The sequence below is a fragment of the Sphingomonas sp. BL2 genome (assembly GCF_056680015.1).
This window is the reverse complement of sequence record NZ_CM155261.1, coordinates 2249864-2266680: the sequence shown is the minus strand read 5'-3', so window position 1 is coordinate 2266680 and position 16817 is coordinate 2249864. Positions and strand designations below refer to the sequence as shown.

Genomic DNA, 16817 nt, shown 5'->3' with positions numbered 1-16817 from the left:
CGCTTGGGCGAAGGGTGGAGGGGGGTTTCCGCCGGCGTTACGTGCGGGGTGAGCCCCCTCCACCGCTACGCGGTCCCCCTCCCCGTGCCGGGGAGGATTTGCGGGGGCCATTACTGTGCCACCTTGAGGGCGGCTCCGATGAGTTCTCTGCCGATCAGCATGCGGCGAATCTCGTTCGTCCCCGCGCCGATGTCGAGCAACTTTGCATCCCGCATGAACCGCTCGACCGGCCAGTCCTTGGTGTACCCTGCCCCACCCAGCGCCTGGATCGACTCGAGCGACACCTTCACCGCGCTCTCGCTCGCCAGCAGGATGGCGCCGGCCGCGTCGAACCGAGTGGTCTTGCCCGCATCGCACGATTTCGCCACCGCATAGACGTACGCGCGCGCCGAACTCAGCGCGACGTACATGTCGGCAACCTTCGCCTGGATCAGCTGGAACTGGCCGATCGCCGTCCCGAACTGCTTCCGCTCGCGCACATACGGGATCACGACATCGAGGCACGCCTGCATGATGCCGAGCTGGATCCCGGCCAGCACCGCGCGCTCATAGTCGAGACCCGACATCAGCACGCCGACGCCGCCATTCTCGGGACCCATGACGTTCTCGAACGGCACTTCGCAATCGGTGAAGACGAGTTCGGCGGTGGGCGAGCCGCGCATACCCATCTTGTCGATCTTCTGGCCGATCGCGAAGCCCGGCATGTCCTTCTCGATCAGGAACGCGGTGATCCCGCGCGAGCCCTCGCCGGTCTTCGCATAGACGACCAGCGTGTCGGCATAGGCCGCGTTGGTGATCCAGAACTTCGTGCCGTTGAGGACGTAGCCGGTGTCTGTCTTTACCGCCTTGAGCTTCATCGAGACGACGTCGGAGCCGGCGCCCGCCTCGGACATGGCGAGGCTGCCGACATGCTCGCCCGACACGAGCTTGGGGAGATACTTGGCCTTCTGCTCGGGATTGCCCCAGCGGCGGATCTGGTTGACGCACAGGTTTGAGTGCGCGCCGTAGCTCAAGCCGATCGACGCGGACGCGCGCGACACTTCCTCGACGGCGACGACGTGCTCGAGATAGCCGAGGCCTAAGCCGCCAAACTCTTCCTCGACGGTGATGCCGTGCAGCCCGAGCTCGCCCATCGCCGGCCACAGCTCGCGCGGGAACCAGTCGTCGGCGTCGATCTTCGCGGCCAAGGGCGCGATCTTGTCGGTGGCGAAGCGGTGCGTGCTCTCACGGATCATGTCAGCGGATTCGCCGAGCGCGAAATCGAAATCGGGTATCATGCAGCCTCTCCAGACCTTGTGTTGCCGGCATGATACTCGGTCGCGGTCCCCGAGAGAAATTGATACGACCGAACACATGCGATAGATCGTGTCTATGATCGAACGCTATGTGTTGCGCTATTTCCTGGCGGTCGTGGACCAGGGCAATTTCACGCGCGCCGCCGCGCAATGCCGGATCTCGCAGCCGACGCTGTCGGTCGGCATCGCCAAGCTGGAGGCGTCGCTCGGGCAGACGTTGTTCCTCCGAACCAACCGGCGGATCGAACTCACGCCCTCGGGCACGCGGTTCGCGGTGCATGCGCGTCGGATCGAAGCCGAGTTCGCTGCCGCCGAGCGGGATTTGCAGGACACGGCTCCGACCAAGCTCGTCCGCCTCGGGATCGCGACGACATTGCCGCCGTCCTGGATCGCGGCCGCGCTGGGCCGGGCGCGACGGGCCTCCACCACTGAACGCCTCGAAGTTGTTGAGGGACGGAGCAGCGAACTTGTCGCGTTGCTCGATCGCGGGCGGATCGACGTGATGCTCGGCGCGATCGGCGACGATGCGCGTGGTCGCGTGATCTTCGAGGAGGGATTCGCGGTCGCGGTGGCGAACGACCACCGACTGGCCGGACGCGCCACACTCGCGGTCGCCGACGTCGCCGAGGAAACGATGATCGTCCGCCGCCACTGCGAAGCGCTGGCCGAGACGAGCCGCTTCTTCACCGCGCGCGGCGTGCGCCCGTTCATGGCCGCCCGCACCGTCAGCGACGACCGCGCGCTGACCTATGTCCGCGCAGGACTGGGTATGACGGTCATGCCGTTGAGCTTTGCCAGCGAGGGCATCGCGATGATTCGGTTGACGGGCTTCGATCCGACGCGGCGCGTAGGCGTGCTGGTGGCGAACGATTCCGCCTCGCGCATCGAAGGAAGCATGATGGTCGCGGCGATCGAGGAGACGTTCAGGGACCTGTACGCGGCGCGAGCCGGTGCCGACGATCTCGACTGACGCATGTAAAAAGCTGTCCCGGCGGACCGGTCATCAACGGAAATGGTGGAGCCGAGGGGGATCGAACCCCTGACCTTTCGCATGCCATGCGAACGCTCTCCCAGCTGAGCTACGGCCCCATTCCCGTTGGGAGGCGGGTCACTAACCGGACCCGCCCGGGTTGGCAAGCGGCGTAAATGCCGCCTGCCAAATTTATTCCACGCGTCGCTTGTAGATCAGCGCTCGTGCTCGTCCTGCGGCGTCTCGACGCCGAGGTCGTCGTCGCCGCCGAGATCGACTTCGTCGTCCGCCGACGGCTCTTCGTCCTCGCCGGTGATCGAGGCGATGTCCTCTTCCTCGTCACCCTCGAGATCCGCGTCGGGCTTCTTGGTGTCTGGCTTGGCGACCTCGAACGGCAGCGGCTGCTTCGACTTCAGGATAGGTTCGGGCTCCCACGCATACCCGCATTCGATGCAGGTCACGGGGTCGGCTTTTGCGAGGTCGTAGAAACGCGTCGCGCATTTCGGGCACGAACGCTTCGTGCCCCATTCCGGCTTGATCATGCCGATAGAACCTTTCGGATGAATGGATTGCGGGGGGATACCCTCGCAAAGTGGGCGCGCCTTGCCATAGCGCAAGGCCACTGTCAAAAGCCCGGCCCCATGGCACACCCCCTCCCCACTTCGATGGACGTCGTCGCGCGCGGCCCTTTGACCGGTTCGATCGCGGTCCCCGGCGACAAGTCGATCAGCCACCGCGCGCTGATGTTCGCGAGCCTGGCGGTCGGCACCAGTCGGATCGAAGGGCTGCTGGAGGGCGAGGACGTGCTCGCCACCGCGGCTGCGATGCGCGCGATGGGGGCGACGATCGAGCGTGGCGAGGACGGGATCTGGACGGTCGACGGCGTCGGCGTCGGCGGATTGCTCCAGCCCGGGACTGCGCTGGAGATGGGCAATTCTGGCACGTCGACGCGGCTGCTGATGGGGCTAGTGTCGAGCCATCCGATCACCTGCACCTTCACTGGCGACGCTTCGCTGTCGGGGCGACCGATGGGACGCGTGATCGAGCCGCTGTCGCAGATGGGGGCGGACATCACGTCTTCGCCCGGTGGGCGGCTGCCGTTGATGGTGCGCGGGATCTGCCCGGCGGTGCCGATCGAGTACACGCTGCCAGTCGCGTCGGCACAGGTGAAGTCGGCGATTTTGCTGGCGGGGCTCAACACGCCGGGGATCACGCGGGTCATCGAGCCGGTCGCGACGCGCGATCATAGCGAGCGGATGCTGACGGGGTTCGGCGCGAAGCTGACCGTCGAGGAGACGAACCGGGGCCGCGTTATCTCGATCACCGGCGAAGCGGAGCTGAAGCCGCAGGATATCGTCGTGCCGGGCGATCCGTCGTCGTCGGCGTTCTGGCTGGTCGCGGCGTCGATCGTGCCGGGGTCGGATATCGTCGTGCGCAATGTCGGGCTGAACCCTACGCGGATCGGGATCGTCACGGCGTTGCGGATGATGGGCGCGGATATTACCGAGCTCGACCCGCGCACCGTCGGTGGCGAGCCGGTCGCGGATCTGCGCGTGCGGCATGCGCCGCTGACCGCGATCGAAGTGCCGGCCGATCTCGCGCCGAGCATGATCGATGAATATCCGGTGCTTTTCGTCGCCGCCGCCTTCGCGGCCGGCACGACCGTCGCGCGCGGCGCGCATGAGTTGCGCGTGAAGGAATCGGACCGGGTCACGACGATGCGGGTCGCGCTCGAAGCCTGCGGCGTGGCTTGCGAAGAGTATGAGGACGGCATGGCGATCACCGGGTCGGGCGGCGCGGCGATTCGCGGTGGCGCTCGGGTGGCCTCGAAACTCGACCACCGCATCGCAATGAGCATGGTCGTGGCTGGACTTGGCGCCGTTCAGCCCGTCACGATCGATGATGTATCGCCGGTGGCGACGAGCTATCCCGTGTTCTTCCGGTCGCTCGATGCGCTTACCGGCCGGGGGAATTAAGATGATCATCGCAGTCGACGGTCCGGCGGCATCGGGCAAGGGCACGATCGCGCGTGCCTTGGCCAAGCATTACAAGCTGCCGTATCTCGATACCGGGCTGTTGTACCGTGCAGTCGCGTTGAGCGTGGCGCGGATGGGGCTCGATCCGGAGACCGAGGCGGACGCGGTCGCGGCGTGCGATTTCAGCGATGCGCTGCTCAGCGATCCGGCGTTGCGCGACGACGATATCGGCGCGCTGGCGTCGGTGGTGTCGGCGCATCCGCTGGTGCGTGCGGCGTTGCTGCACCGGCAGAAGCGGTTTGCGGCGCAGGAGGGTGGTGCGATTTTGGATGGGCGCGATATCGGCACGGTGATCGCGCCGGATGCGGATGCGAAGCTGTTCGTGAAGGCGACGCCGAATATTCGGGCGCAGCGGCGGCATGCGGAGTTGCAGGCTCGGGGTGGGACTGCGAGCAAGGATCGGGTTCTGGCGGATATTCGGGCCCGGGATGCTCGGGATAGCGGGCGGTCGACCGCGCCGCTGGTGATGGCGGCGGATGCTGCTTTGCTGGATACTAGTTTTCTGTCGATCGAGGCTTCGGTGCAAAGGGCTGTTGCGTTGGTTGAGGCGCAGCGGGCGAAGAAGGTTTCGGTCTAAGCCTTCCGCCGTCCAAAAAAGCTGCGCCACCCCGGCGGAGGCCGGGGCCCAGTTGGGGGGCGTTGCTAACTGAGGGCAGCACTAAGTTACTGCGACCTTTCCAACTGGGCCCCGGCCTTCGCCGGGGTGGTTGCCCTGTTGGGGTAAGCCAACGTGAACCAATACTGTCTCCCCGCGAAGGCGGGGACCCAGACTGGGCTCCCGCCTTGGCGGGAGAACAAGGAAGAGGGGCGCCGCCCGTTATGCCCCCAGCTCCGCCGCGCACAGCAACTTGACTCACGCTACCCTAAGACGTGACCCACGCTCCCCTAAAGCGCAGTAACCAGCGCCACCGCCCCGAACACCACCCCCGGCGCATTCGCCACGACGATCGGCCAGTCCCGCTTGTCCTTCAAAAACCCATACCCCACCCACAACGCGCAATTCACCATCGTCGCGAACGGCTGGACCACCGATCCCTTCTGACCCGCAAGGTTCAGCATGATCTGGTCGATGTACGACAGGTACATCACGATCGCCGTCACGGTGGCGACCCAGCCCAGCACGAGAATGCCGCGTTCGTTCAAATCTTCGCTCCTGTTGTGAGCGGCCCCTAACGAAGCAGCGGCGAACTTGCTCCGAGACGGGGTTTCGGCTATACGGAGCCGTCCGGCGAGCGATGCTCGTGGAGGAAGGCGCGGAGACCCTCGAGTCTCACGCGCCGTTTTCGCATTCAGCGTCTACGTCCTCCGCAGCCTTCGTGCCGTCCGGATGCTGCGCCGGCGTTCGGTCGTCGCGGCAACGAAGGCCAAGACCAGCGGACCCAACCGCTTGGCCGGAAACAGACTAGGATTACTGAATTCTATGGCAACCCAGGTAATGCCGACCCGCGACGATTTCGCGGCGATGCTGAACGAAACGCTCGGCGACGCCGACAGCTTCGAGGGCCGCGTGGTGCATGGCACCGTGACCGGCATCGAGAACGACATGGCCGTCATCGACGTCGGTCTGAAGTCGGAAGGCCGCGTGCCGCTTCGCGAATTCGCAGCGCCGGGCCAGAAGGCTGACCTCAAGGTCGGCGACGAAGTCGAAGTCTATGTCGACCGCGTCGAGAACGTCCACGGCGAAGCGATGCTCAGCCGCGATCGCGCCCGTCGCGAAGCCGCATGGGACAAGCTGGAAACCGAATTCTCCAAGACGACCCGCGTCGAAGGCGTCATCTTCGGCCGCGTGAAGGGTGGCTTCACCGTCGACCTGAACGGCGCCGTCGCCTTCCTGCCCGGCTCGCAGGTCGATATCCGCCCCGTGCGCGATGTCACCCCGCTGATGGATATCCCCCAGCCGTTCCAGATCCTGAAGATGGACCGCAAGCGCGGCAACATCGTCGTATCGCGTCGCGCCGTTCTCGAAGAGACGCGCGCAGAGCAGCGTTCGGGCCTGATCCTCAGCCTGGCCGAGGGCCAGATCATCGACGGCGTCGTCAAGAACATCACCGATTACGGTGCGTTCGTTGACCTCGGCGGCATCGATGGCCTGCTGCATGTCACCGATCTCAGCTACAAGCGCGTCGGTCACCCGAGCGAAGTTCTGAACATCGGCGACACCGTCAAGGTGCAGATCATCCGCATCAACAAGGACACCCAGCGCATCAGCCTCGGCATGAAGCAGCTGGAGAGCGATCCCTGGGATGGCGCGATGGTCAAGTACCCGGTCGGCGCGAAGCTCACCGGCCGCGTCACGAACATCACCGAATATGGTGCGTTCGTCGAGCTGGAAGCGGGCATCGAAGGCCTCGTCCACGTGTCGGAAATGTCCTGGACCAAGAAGAACGTCCATCCGGGCAAGATCGTGTCGACCTCGCAGGAAGTCGACGTCATGGTCCTCGAAGTCGATTCCGAGAAGCGTCGTATCTCGCTCGGCCTCAAGCAGGCTCAGGCCAATCCTTGGGAGGCATTCGCTGCCGCTCATCCGATCGGTTCGACCGTCGAAGGCGAAGTCAAGAACGCGACCGAGTTCGGTCTGTTCATCGGCCTCGACAACGACGTCGACGGCATGGTCCACATGTCCGACATCGCATGGGGTGTTTCGGGCGAGGACGCGCTCAACCTGCATCGCAAGGGTGAGACCGTCGAGGCCGTCGTGCTCGACATCGACGCCGAGAAGGAGCGTATCTCGCTCGGCATGAAGCAGCTCGAGCGTGGCGGGCCTTCGGCCGGCGGCATCGCAGCAGCAGGCGACAAGCTGAACAAGAACGCGATCGTCACCGTGACCGTTCTCGAAGTCCGCGACGCGGGCCTCGAAGTGCAGCAGGGCGACGATGGCGCGACCGGCTTCATCAAGCGCACGGATCTGGGTCGCGATCGCGACGAGCAGCGTCCGGAGCGTTTCCAGGTCGGCCAGAAGTTCGACGCGATGGTCACTGGCTTCGATCGTTCGAAGAAGCCGACCTTCTCGATCAAGGCCATGCAGATCTCGGAAGAGAAGCAGGCTGTCGCTCAGTATGGTTCGTCGGACTCCGGCGCGACCCTCGGCAACATCCTGGGCGAGGCTCTCAAGGCTCGTACGGACGCCGAGAAGAAGTAAGTGTTAAGAAAAGCCTAACGGCTTATCGATGAAAACGCCCGGCATGTCTCGAACATGTCGGGCTTTTTATTGTCAGATCCACTTTGGTTTTTGACTGTTCGGTAATAAGTGCTAATGCCTCGCAGGTTGACCTGTATCAATCTGTACGCGTTTTTTTAGATGGGCGGGGGCTCGAATGATCCGATCTGAACTGGTCCTTAAGATCGCCGAGGCGCATCCGGACCTACAGCCTAACGAAGTGGAGCTGATCGTCAGCACCTTCTTCGACGAGATATCCAAGCGACTGGCCGCCGACGGTCGAGTCGAACTGCGCGGTTTCGGTGCATTCTCCACGCGTGCGCGCGATGCACGGACCGGCCGCAACCCGCGTACCGGCGAAGTCGTCGAGGTCGAGGCCAAGCGCGTGCCCTATTTCAAGCCAGGCAAGGAGATGCGCTCACGCCTGAACGTGTGAGCGCTACCAGCTGATGCTGGCCTGCGCGCCTGACGCACAGGAATATGCCGGCGATCAAGCAAGATGGGTTGACCCTGCGCCCGACCTCGTCTTGTTGGGCGCGTGTGCGGACGTGGCGAAACCGGTAGACGCAGGAGACTTAAAATCTCCCTCCCTAGGAGTGCGGGTTCGAGTCCCGCCGTCCGCACCAACCATCTTGCCTCGCTAATGTCGGCCTTCCGCGCTCGCAGCTCTCGGATACCGTTGACGGTTGGCCTGATCGCCGGATGCGTCGCGCTCGCCGCGTGCGATCGGCGGCCGGATACCGGCGCGGTGGTCGTCAGTGCGATTGGCGGGGTCCCGCATGTCGCCGATGCCAGCCGCGTCGCACTCGACACCCCTGCCCGCCTGCTGATGGACTCGACCGCGCAGGGGCTGGTTCGGTTCGATGCCGCGGGGCAGATCGAGCCGGGGATCGCCGAGCGCTGGATCGTGATCGACGGCGGGATGAGCTACATCTTCCGCCTGCGCGAGGGCGACTGGGGCGATGGTACGCCCGTCACCGCCGAACAGGTGGTGACGATGCTCCGACGACAGATTGGCGGCCCCGATACCGCTCGGGCAGCGGCGGGCGCGCGCAATCCGCTCGCGCCGTTCCTCACCGCGATCGATGAGATCGTCGTGATGACCCCGCAGGTGATCGAGGTGCGGCTGTCGCGGCCCCGCCCCGACTTGCTCAAGCTGTTCGCGCAACCCGAACTTGCGTTGCTGCGACTGCGTCCGACCGGCGGGACCGGCCCGTTCCGCGTGGCGCATCGCGGTCGTGCACCGTTGCTGCGCCCGGCATTCGATCCCGGCCAAGCCGATCCCGACGACCAGCGCGAGGCAAAGCCGCAAGAGGACGTCCGGCTGATCGGCGAGCGTGCGGCGCGCGCGATCGCGCGGTTCGCCAATCGCGACTCCGATTTGGTGAGCGGGGGCAGCTTCGTCGACTGGCCGTTGCTGGCGGTGACCAGTATCGCGCCGGCGAACATCCGCGTCGATCCGGCGGTCGGGCTATTCGGACTGGCGATCGTCCGGCGCGACGGGTTCCTGGCCGATGCCGCCAACCGCGCCGCCGTGTCGCAGGCGATCGACCGGTCGGCGGTGACCGCGGCGGTCGCGCCGAACTGGGACCCGGCGGACCGCATCCTGCCGGATATCCTTGATTCAGCCTCGCTGCCGCAGGTGCCGGCGTGGACGCTGCTGACGCAGGACGAACGTCGCGCCGCCGCGCGTCAGCGGGTCGCAGGCTGGAAGCAGCAGACTCCGGGTCCGATCGAGCTGCGGGTCGCGCTGCCCACCGGGCCGGGGGCGACGTTGCTGTATGCGCAGGTCGCGGCGTCGCTGATGGCGATCGGTATCGTCCCCCGGCGAGTCGGGATCGACGACGCCGCCGAGCTGAAGCTGGTTGACGCGGTAGCGCCCTACGACAGCGCGCGCTGGTATCTGGCGGCGGCCTGCGTCGCGTGCGGCGACGCGGCACGGTCGGCACTGGAAGCGGCACGCGAGGCGCCGACTCTCGCCGAACGCGGCGCGAGGATCGCCGCCGCCGATGCCGCGATGAACGAAGACGTGGCGTTCATCCCGCTGGCGCGGCCCTTGCGCTGGTCGCTGGTCTCCCCACGCCTCCGCCAATGGCAGGCGAACACCCGCGCGTGGCACCCGTTGAACCGGTTGCGCGCCGATACCAACTAGGGCCGATGAACCCGCGCACCACCCGCATCGCCCCCGGCGAAATCTTCCAGACGCTGCCGCTCGGCAAGGACGCGCTGTCGGTGCGCCGACGCGTCGAGGCGATGGAGCGCGTGATGGAGGGGTTGTTCGTCATCCCCGGTACCAACCGCAAGGTCGGCATGGACGTGGTGCTCGACATCATCCCGTTCGCCGGCAGCACGATCGCAGCGGCGGTCGGCGCGTGGATGGCGTGGGAAGCGCGCAACATCGGCATGTCGAAGATCCAGATGGCGCGGATGTTCGGCAATGTCGGGATCGACTGGGCGTTCGGGATGATCCCGTTCGTCGGCGCGATCCCGGATTTCTTCTTCCGCTCGAACACGCGCAACCTGCGGATCATCAAGCGCCATCTCGACAAGCATTATCCGTCGACGACGACGCTTCAGGGATAACCGGCCACACAACAGTCAGTCCCGCGTAGGCGGGAAGCCATACTGGCTAGCCTTCCAAATGATCTCGAATGTTAGCCAATATGGATCCCCGCCTGCGCGGGGATGACTCGACGATGGGCGAGTTAAATTAGTCGTTACGGCCCGACATCCGCGTCGCGCGCCGCCGGCTTGTAGCTCGCACTCGTTCCAAGCCCCAGCGCGACCGCGACGCGGTCGTTCCAGCCATAGGGGTCGGCACGGATGACAGGCTCGCCCGCATCGTCGAACAGCACGGTCTGGTACAACAGCCGCACCGGTATTTCCTTCGGCAGTTTGACGAACGTCTCCTTGCCGGTCGCACGAGCGGCGTGCCACTGATCGGTCACGCCCTCGTCCTTCGCGAGCAACTCGGCGAACCCGAGCGCATCCTCGACGCGGACGCAGCCATGGCTACGCTGGCGCTGAATCTCGGCGAACAGCTGTTTCGCTGGCGTGTCGTGCAGGTAGATCGCGTGTTCGTTGGACATGTCGAACTTGACGAGGCCCAGCGAGTTCTTCGGCCCCGATTGCTGAACCAGCCAGCCATTCTTCCACGCAAGATTGTTGGCGCGCAAATACCCGGCACCCTTGCCCGCCATCTCCTTCTTCTCGACCGAGCGCGGCACCGTCCAGGTCGGATTGGCGACGAGGCGGAAGATCGGCGACCCGAGCTGCGGCGTTTCCTTGTCGGGTTCGCCGACCACCACCTTGCGGCTGTCGACCAGCTTGCCATCGCGCCAATAGCTCAGCCGTGCCGCCGCGAGATTGACGTCGATCCGCGTGGTGGGCGCATTGCGATCGAGCCAGCGGAGGCGCTCCATATTGACCGCGATCGCGCGCGCCCGGTCCGCGTCGGACAAATTGAGGATGCCGAGCGCCGCGCTGCCGATCATTCCGTCCGGCTTGATCCCGTAGTCCGCCTGCATCTTCTTGATCGCGAGGATCATCGCTGGGGTCAGGCGATCGCCCTGCGCGGCTGCCTTGTCGAGATAATCGAACGCTACGAGCTGGTGCGCGATCGCAGGCACGCGCGGATCGGCTTCGCCCGGCTTGATCGGCTTGCCCGTGTCGGGAATCGCGGACGCCGGCGTCTGCTCCCATTTCGGCGTCGCGAGATAGGCCTTGGACAGACGCGCATAATTCTCGTCCTGCGGTGCCAGCCCGGCGAGCCACTTGCCGACGTCGCCGGCCTGAAGCGCCGCGGCGAGGCCACGGCCGAGATCGACCTGCGGGCGCGGCACGGTGTAGACGTCGAACAACTTGGCCGGATCGGTCGCGCCCTGCGACAGCGCCTTGCCGTATGCGAGCGCTGCCTTGGTCAGAGCGTCGTCACCGGCACCGGGCTGCGCGCTCGCATCGAAGCTCATCCGGTCGAGGCCATGAGCGCCCCGCGCCGCGATCGCCTTGCGCAACTGCCCGGCAGTGGTGGTGGTCCACCCCGTCGGCGCAGCCGCAGGAGCCGCCGCCGCCGCGGGCTGCTGCGTGTTCGAGGCGGTCGTCGTCTTCACCTCGCAAGCCGAGAGTGCACACGTCATCGCCAGCAGCGATGCACCGATCAAACCAAGACGCACCAGCAATTCCCCCACAATCTGGACACACAACGCTCGGGTGCGGGTCTCCGCTCCACGACAGCGCTTCAGCGACGTAATTCTTCCACAAGATCGACCGCCCGTGCCTTTTGCATGGCGCGCGCCGTCATTCTGCAACCCGGATCGCGCCCGTCGCGTTATAGGGCCCACGCATGATCAAGGTCGCCAGCTACAATATTCACAAGGGCATCGGGCTCGACCGTCGGCGCAATCCCGAACGTGTGGTCGAAGTGCTGCGCGAGATCGATGCGGACGTGATCGCACTTCAGGAAGCGGACCGGCGCTTCGGGGCCAAGGCCTGCGTACTGCCGCATCACCTGCTGGAGGAGCATAGCGATTGGAAGCCGGTCGACTTCGGCCTGCGCGCGCTTAGCATGGGCTGGCACGGCAACGTCATCCTAGTCCGCAAGTCGGCACGGGTCGTCGACAGCGAACCGCTCCACCTCCCCTCGCTCGAACCACGCGGGGCAGTAATGGCCGACGTCCAGTTCGCGGGCGGCATGTTACGCGTGCTCGGCATGCATCTCGATCTGTCGGGGCTGTGGCGGCGCAAGCAGGCCGCCGCGATCATGAACCATGTCGATACCTGCGCGCAGGCGCATCCGACGGTGATGATGGGCGACCTCAACGAATGGAGCGCAGGCGCCGGGTGCCTGCGCGACTTCGGCCGCGACTATGCATTCGCCGAGACGGGGGCGAGCTTCCATTCGCGGCGCGCGGTCGCTCGGCTCGACCGGATCATGGTGTCGTCGGACTTGAACGTGGTCGAGTGCGGCGTGCATGCGAGCCCGGCGGCGCGGAAGGCCTCGGATCACCTGCCGATCTGGGCTATTCTGGAAACGAAAACGCCGACGAACCGAACCGGGGCCACCGGATAAACCCCGAGCGATACCGTCGGCATGAGGATGTAGAATGCGCGAGAAGGAACTGCGACTGGCGCTCGTCTGCTATGGCGGGATCAGCCTTGCGGTCTACATGCACGGCATCACCAAGGAGATCTGGCGCCTCGTCTGCGCCAGCCGCGCCTTCCACGACGGCGACACGCCGAAGGGCGGCAGCGAAGGCGTGTATCACGCGCTGCTCCAGGAGATCGAGGCGCATGGCGCGATCCGCGTCCGCGTGCTCGCCGACATCATCGCGGGCGCCAGCGCGGGGGGGATCAACGGCATCTTCTTGGCGCAGGCGATCGCGACCGGGCAGAGCCTCGACCCGCTCACCGACCTCTGGATGACATCGGCGGATGTCGAAGCGCTGATCGATACCGAGGCGGCGCCGAAATCGCGATTCTCGAAGGCGTGGGCGATGCCGCTCGCATGGATGGCGGCGGGGCGCAGCACCGACAAGGTCGACGCGCTCGACGATCCGACGCGGGAGGAGGTGCGCACCAAGCTGTCGCATTTCATCCGCTCGCGCTGGTTCGAGCCGCCGTTCGGGGGCAAGACCTTCACCAACCTGTTGCTCGATGCGTTCGACGCGATGGCGGCGAGCGAGCGCGGGCCGCGCCTGTTGCCGCCGGGCCAGCCGCTCGACCTGTTCGTGACCGTCACTGATTTCTCCGGGCACCCCGAGCGGTTGCAGCTCAATTCGCCGGCGGAAGTGGTCGAGACCGAACATCGACTGGTGGTCGACTTCACCGACAATGGCGGTGCGTGCGATACGCTCGCGCCGCCTGCGGAACTGGCGTTCGCGGCGCGCGCGACGTCGAGCTTTCCAGGCGCGTTCCCGCCGTTCACCGTCGCCGAACTGGACGGCGTGCTGAAGGATCGCGCGATCGACTGGCCGGAGCGCCCCGCGTTCCTCGCGCGCGTGCTGCCACGGCATACGGCCGCCAATGCAGCAGAAAGCGCGGTGCTGATCGACGGGTCGGTACTCGCCAACGCGCCGTTCCGCCCTGCTCTCGATGCACTCAAGGAACGCCCCGCTCGGCGCCAGATCGACCGACGCTTCATCTACATAGACCCCTCGCCCGACATCAAGCTGCGGCTGAACCGCGGTGGCGGGACGCCCGGCTTCTTCCAGACGATCATCGGCGCGATCAGCGACATTCCCCGCCAGCAACCGATCCGCGACAATCTGGAGGCGATCGCCGAACGTTCCGCGAGAATCGATCGGATGCGCGGCATCCTCACCGCAATCCGTCCCGAGGTGGAAGCCGATGTCGAATCGTTGTTTGGCCACACATTGTTCCTCGACCGGCCGACCGCGCCGCGGCTGATCGCGTGGCGGCGGCGTGCGCAAAAGGCGGCGGCGGCGAGCTCGGGCTATGGCTTCGTCGCGTACGGCCATCTGAAACGCAGCGCGGTGATCGAGACGCTGGCGCTGCTGTTGTTCGATGCCGGGGAGCACCACCGGCCGCGGCGACTGGCGCAGATCCGGGCGGCGATCGTCGCGCATGTCGCCGCCTCGGGGGCTGACCAGCTCGGTTCGGGCCATGCGGGTGGGGCCAGTGCCGCGTCGATTGCGTTCCTGCGGACCTTCGACATTGGCTTCCGTATTCGCCGGCTGCGGCTAATGGCGCGGCGCCTGTCGGAGGTCGAGACAGCCGCCGACGAGCCGGAACTGGGGCCGATGCGTGATGCGATCTACGAATCGCTGTCGCCGTATCTCGATCGGTTGCGCGCCGAAATGCATGCCGGGTTGCACGATGCGGTGCGGGCGATGCGCGGCGATGCGACCGCAGTGCTGGAGACGCTCGGTCGGACGTTCGACCTGGAGCGCCTCGACGCGGAGACCGATCAGCGGCTGGCGGAGGCGTTCGCCGCGCTCGCCAAGCCGACGCGGCGGACGCTGTTGCTGGCGTATCTCGGCTTTCCGTATTTCGACACCGCGACGCTGCCGCTGTTGCAGGGCGAAGGGCTGGACGAGTTCGATCCGATCAAGGTCGACCGGATCGCGCCCGACGATGCGACCTCGATCCGCTCGGGGGGTGCGGAGGCGACCTTGAAGGGGATCCAGTTCGGGACGTTCGGCGCGTTCTTCAGCCGTGCCTACCGCGAGAACGACTATCTGTGGGGCCGGCTGCACGGGTCGGAGCGGATGATCGACATCACCGTCTCGACGCTGCCGTCGACGGTCCGGATGAAGCCCGGCCGGGTGGCGGCGATCAAGCGCGCCGCGTTCCTCGCGATCCTCGACGAGGAGGAGCCACGGCTGACCGCGATCCTGCCGCTGATCGCGCAGTTGCGGACCGAAATCGGCTAAAGCTGGCCAAAAGGCGGATGTGGCGGTAGCTCTGCGCTTCCAACCGCGTTTCGGCGCGATCGGGGTATGATAAAGGGTCGCCGCATGCAGTTCCTGAAAATCCTGTTCTGGTGCCTGCTGGCGTTCATCGCCGCGGTCTTCACCATCAGCAACTGGAACGCCGTCCAGATCCAGCTCTGGGGCGGGCTGATCGCGGACGTGAACCTGCCGCTGCTGCTGTTCGTCACGTTCCTGATCGGGTTCGTGCCGACGATGCTCTACAATCATGCGATCCGGTGGCGGCTGCGCCAGCGGCTGTCGACGTGCGAGCGCGAGTTGCTGGACCTGCGCACGCCGCGGCCGGAGCCAGTGGCGTTCGTGCCTGCCGAGACGCCCGCAACGATCGCACCGACTGTTGTGCCGACCGCTACGCCGCCGGGGTCGCTCCTGTGAGCAACCGGATCTACGTCGCACTCGACACGCCCGACCTCGCCCGTGCCAAGACGATGGCGACACGCGTCCGCCACCATGTCGGCGGCATCAAGCTGGGGCTCGAATTCTTCTGCGCGCACGGCCAGTCCGGCGTGCATGCGATGGCGGAGCTCGGCCTGCCGATCTTCCTCGACCTGAAGCTGCACGACATTCCGAACACCGTGGCCAAGGCGGTGCAGGCCTTGGGCGCGCTGAAGCCGGCGATCCTGACCGTGCATGCGAGTGGCGGGCGGGCGATGCTGGAGGACGCGAAGGCTGCCGCCCCGCTCGGCACGAAGGTGATCGCGGTGACGATGCTGACCAGCCTCGACGCGACCGATCTCGCCGCGACCGGCGTCATTGGCAACGCGCACGACCAGGTTTCGCGGCTTACCGAGCTCGCCTGCGAGGCGGGGGTCGACGGGATCGTGTGTTCCGGCGCGGAGGTTGCGGCGGCGAAGGCAATCTGGCCCAAGGGCTTCTTCGTAGTGCCCGGCGTGCGCCTTCCCGACGGCCAGGTCGGCGACCAGAAGCGCGTCGTAACCCCGCGCCAGGCGATGGACGCCGGCGCCTCGATCCTAGTGGTCGGTCGCCCGATCACGCAGGCCGAAGACCCCGACACCGCCGCCCGCGCGATCGGCGCGACGCTTTAACCCCAGGCTTAACTTCATAATCCTCCCCCGCCAGGGGGAGGTGGCGCCGAAGGCGACGGAGGGGGAGGACACGGAACGTCGGTCATCCCTTCCCGCCCCCTCCGCCAGGCTGCGCCTGCCACCTCCCCCTTGCGGGGGAGGATCGTTAAACCTCCGCGATCCGTTTTAGGAACCCGAATGACCACCGCCAAGATCTGCGGCCTATCCACTCCCGCTACGCTCGACGCCGCGATCAAGTACGGGGCGAGCCATGTCGGGTTTGTGTTCTTCCCCCCCTCGCCGCGCCACGTGACGTTCGCGAAAGCCGCCGAACTCGCCGCCCGCGTACCGCGGCACGTCGCGAAGGTCGGCGTGTTCGTCGATCCCGAGGACGACATGCTCGAACAGGCGGTCGGCTCGGCGGCGCTCGACGTGCTGCAACTCCACAAGGTGTCTCCGCCACGCGTCGCCGCGATCCGCGCCAAGTTCGGGATCGAGACCTGGGTCGCGGTTGCGGTTCGCACGCGCGGCGATCTCGATGCGGCAAACGGGTTCGTCGGAGTCGCCGACCGTATCCTGTACGACGCGAAGACTCCGGACTCGGCGGCGCTGCCCGGCGGGATGGGCTTGCGGTTCGACTGGGACCTGCTCGACGGCTTCAGGCATCCGCTGCCCTGGGCGCTGTCGGGCGGGCTCGATCCGGCGAACGTGGCCGAGGCCATTCGTCGGACAGGGGCGGAACTGGTCGACGTGTCCTCAGGCGTGGAAAACGAACCGGGCACCAAGGACGAAGCAAAGATTGCGGCGTTCCTCAGGGCGGTCGCCGCCTAAGTTGTTCACCCGCGAAGGCGGGTGCCCAGACTGGATCCCCGTCTTCACGGGGATA

General features: G+C 66.2%; 16 protein-coding genes and 2 tRNA genes. 13 read left to right on the top strand and 5 right to left on the bottom strand.

Annotation, left to right across the window (positions count from 1 at the left end):
- Positions 1–110 precede the first annotated feature (110 nt).
- The gene (locus AC1ME3_RS10605; protein ID WP_480953108.1) at positions 111–1277 is read right to left on the bottom strand and encodes an isovaleryl-CoA dehydrogenase; all 1167 of its coding nucleotides are present in this window, start codon (positions 1275–1277) and stop codon (positions 111–113) included.
- 94 nt (positions 1278–1371) lie between these two features.
- Between AC1ME3_RS10605 and AC1ME3_RS10600 the strand changes: the two genes are divergently transcribed.
- A complete protein-coding gene (locus AC1ME3_RS10600; protein WP_480953107.1) occupies positions 1372–2265 on the top strand; it encodes a LysR family transcriptional regulator in 894 nt (297 codons plus the stop codon).
- Positions 2266–2308: 43 nt separating this feature from the next.
- On the opposite strand, the gene AC1ME3_RS10595 is transcribed toward AC1ME3_RS10600, so the two are convergent.
- A tRNA-Ala gene (locus AC1ME3_RS10595) sits at positions 2309–2384 on the bottom strand.
- A gap of 96 nt (positions 2385–2480) precedes the next feature.
- Positions 2481–2807 (bottom strand): TIGR02300 family protein, encoded by a 327-nt coding sequence (locus tag AC1ME3_RS10590; RefSeq protein ID WP_480953106.1) that lies wholly within the window; start codon positions 2805–2807, stop codon positions 2481–2483.
- A gap of 99 nt (positions 2808–2906) precedes the next feature.
- Between AC1ME3_RS10590 and aroA the strand changes: the two genes are divergently transcribed.
- A complete protein-coding gene (gene aroA, locus AC1ME3_RS10585) occupies positions 2907–4241 on the top strand; it encodes a 3-phosphoshikimate 1-carboxyvinyltransferase (RefSeq protein ID WP_480953105.1) in 1335 nt (444 codons plus the stop codon).
- Position 4242: 1 nt separating this feature from the next.
- Positions 4243–4878, top strand: a complete 636-nt coding sequence (gene cmk, locus AC1ME3_RS10580) for a (d)CMP kinase (RefSeq protein ID WP_056486788.1) — start codon at positions 4243–4245, stop codon at positions 4876–4878.
- Positions 4879–5186: 308 nt separating this feature from the next.
- Here cmk and AC1ME3_RS10575 read toward each other — a convergent pair whose 3' ends face one another.
- A complete protein-coding gene (locus AC1ME3_RS10575) occupies positions 5187–5444 on the bottom strand; it encodes a SemiSWEET family transporter (protein ID WP_056060411.1) in 258 nt (85 codons plus the stop codon).
- A 277-nt stretch (positions 5445–5721) separates the two neighbouring features.
- On the opposite strand from AC1ME3_RS10575, the gene rpsA reads away from it, so the two are divergent.
- The 5 genes from rpsA (at position 5722) to AC1ME3_RS10550 (ending at position 10041) form a co-directional block, all read left to right on the top strand.
- Entirely contained in the window at positions 5722–7440 is a 1719-nt protein-coding gene (gene rpsA / locus AC1ME3_RS10570; protein ID WP_056060414.1) for a 30S ribosomal protein S1, read from the top strand.
- Between the two features lie 175 nt (positions 7441–7615).
- Positions 7616–7894: an integration host factor subunit beta gene (locus tag AC1ME3_RS10565; RefSeq protein ID WP_056060417.1), complete on the top strand. Its 279-nt coding sequence runs from the start codon at positions 7616–7618 to the stop codon at positions 7892–7894.
- Positions 7895–8000: 106 nt separating this feature from the next.
- Positions 8001–8084 (top strand) — tRNA-Leu (locus AC1ME3_RS10560).
- Positions 8085–8137: 53 nt separating this feature from the next.
- The gene (locus tag AC1ME3_RS10555; RefSeq protein ID WP_480953104.1) at positions 8138–9610 is read left to right on the top strand and encodes an ABC transporter substrate-binding protein; all 1473 of its coding nucleotides are present in this window, start codon (positions 8138–8140) and stop codon (positions 9608–9610) included.
- Positions 9611–9615: 5 nt separating this feature from the next.
- Entirely contained in the window at positions 9616–10041 is a 426-nt protein-coding gene (locus AC1ME3_RS10550; RefSeq protein ID WP_480953103.1) for a DUF4112 domain-containing protein, read from the top strand.
- 134 nt (positions 10042–10175) lie between these two features.
- Here the strand turns inward: AC1ME3_RS10550 and AC1ME3_RS10545 are convergent, their stop codons facing one another.
- Positions 10176–11630, bottom strand: a complete 1455-nt coding sequence (locus tag AC1ME3_RS10545) for a L,D-transpeptidase family protein (RefSeq protein ID WP_480953102.1) — start codon at positions 11628–11630, stop codon at positions 10176–10178.
- Positions 11631–11800: 170 nt separating this feature from the next.
- On the opposite strand from AC1ME3_RS10545, the gene AC1ME3_RS10540 reads away from it, so the two are divergent.
- The 5 genes from AC1ME3_RS10540 to AC1ME3_RS10520 all read left to right on the top strand — a co-directional run bounded on the left by AC1ME3_RS10540 (position 11801) and on the right by AC1ME3_RS10520 (position 16762).
- Positions 11801–12526: an endonuclease/exonuclease/phosphatase family protein gene (locus AC1ME3_RS10540; RefSeq protein ID WP_480953101.1), complete on the top strand. Its 726-nt coding sequence runs from the start codon at positions 11801–11803 to the stop codon at positions 12524–12526.
- A gap of 34 nt (positions 12527–12560) precedes the next feature.
- Positions 12561–14849 carry a patatin-like protein gene (locus AC1ME3_RS10535; RefSeq protein WP_480953100.1) on the top strand — a complete coding sequence of 763 codons (2289 nt, stop codon included), beginning with the start codon at positions 12561–12563 and terminating at the stop codon, positions 14847–14849.
- A gap of 84 nt (positions 14850–14933) precedes the next feature.
- The gene (locus tag AC1ME3_RS10530; protein ID WP_056060459.1) at positions 14934–15281 is read left to right on the top strand and encodes a lipopolysaccharide assembly protein LapA domain-containing protein; all 348 of its coding nucleotides are present in this window, start codon (positions 14934–14936) and stop codon (positions 15279–15281) included.
- Positions 15278–15952, top strand: a complete 675-nt coding sequence (gene pyrF, locus AC1ME3_RS10525; protein ID WP_480953099.1) for an orotidine-5'-phosphate decarboxylase — start codon at positions 15278–15280, stop codon at positions 15950–15952. Before AC1ME3_RS10530 ends, pyrF begins: the two co-directional genes overlap by 4 nt.
- A 177-nt stretch (positions 15953–16129) precedes the next feature.
- A complete protein-coding gene (locus tag AC1ME3_RS10520) occupies positions 16130–16762 on the top strand; it encodes a phosphoribosylanthranilate isomerase (protein WP_480953098.1) in 633 nt (210 codons plus the stop codon).
- The last annotated feature ends 55 nt before the right edge of the window (positions 16763–16817 follow it).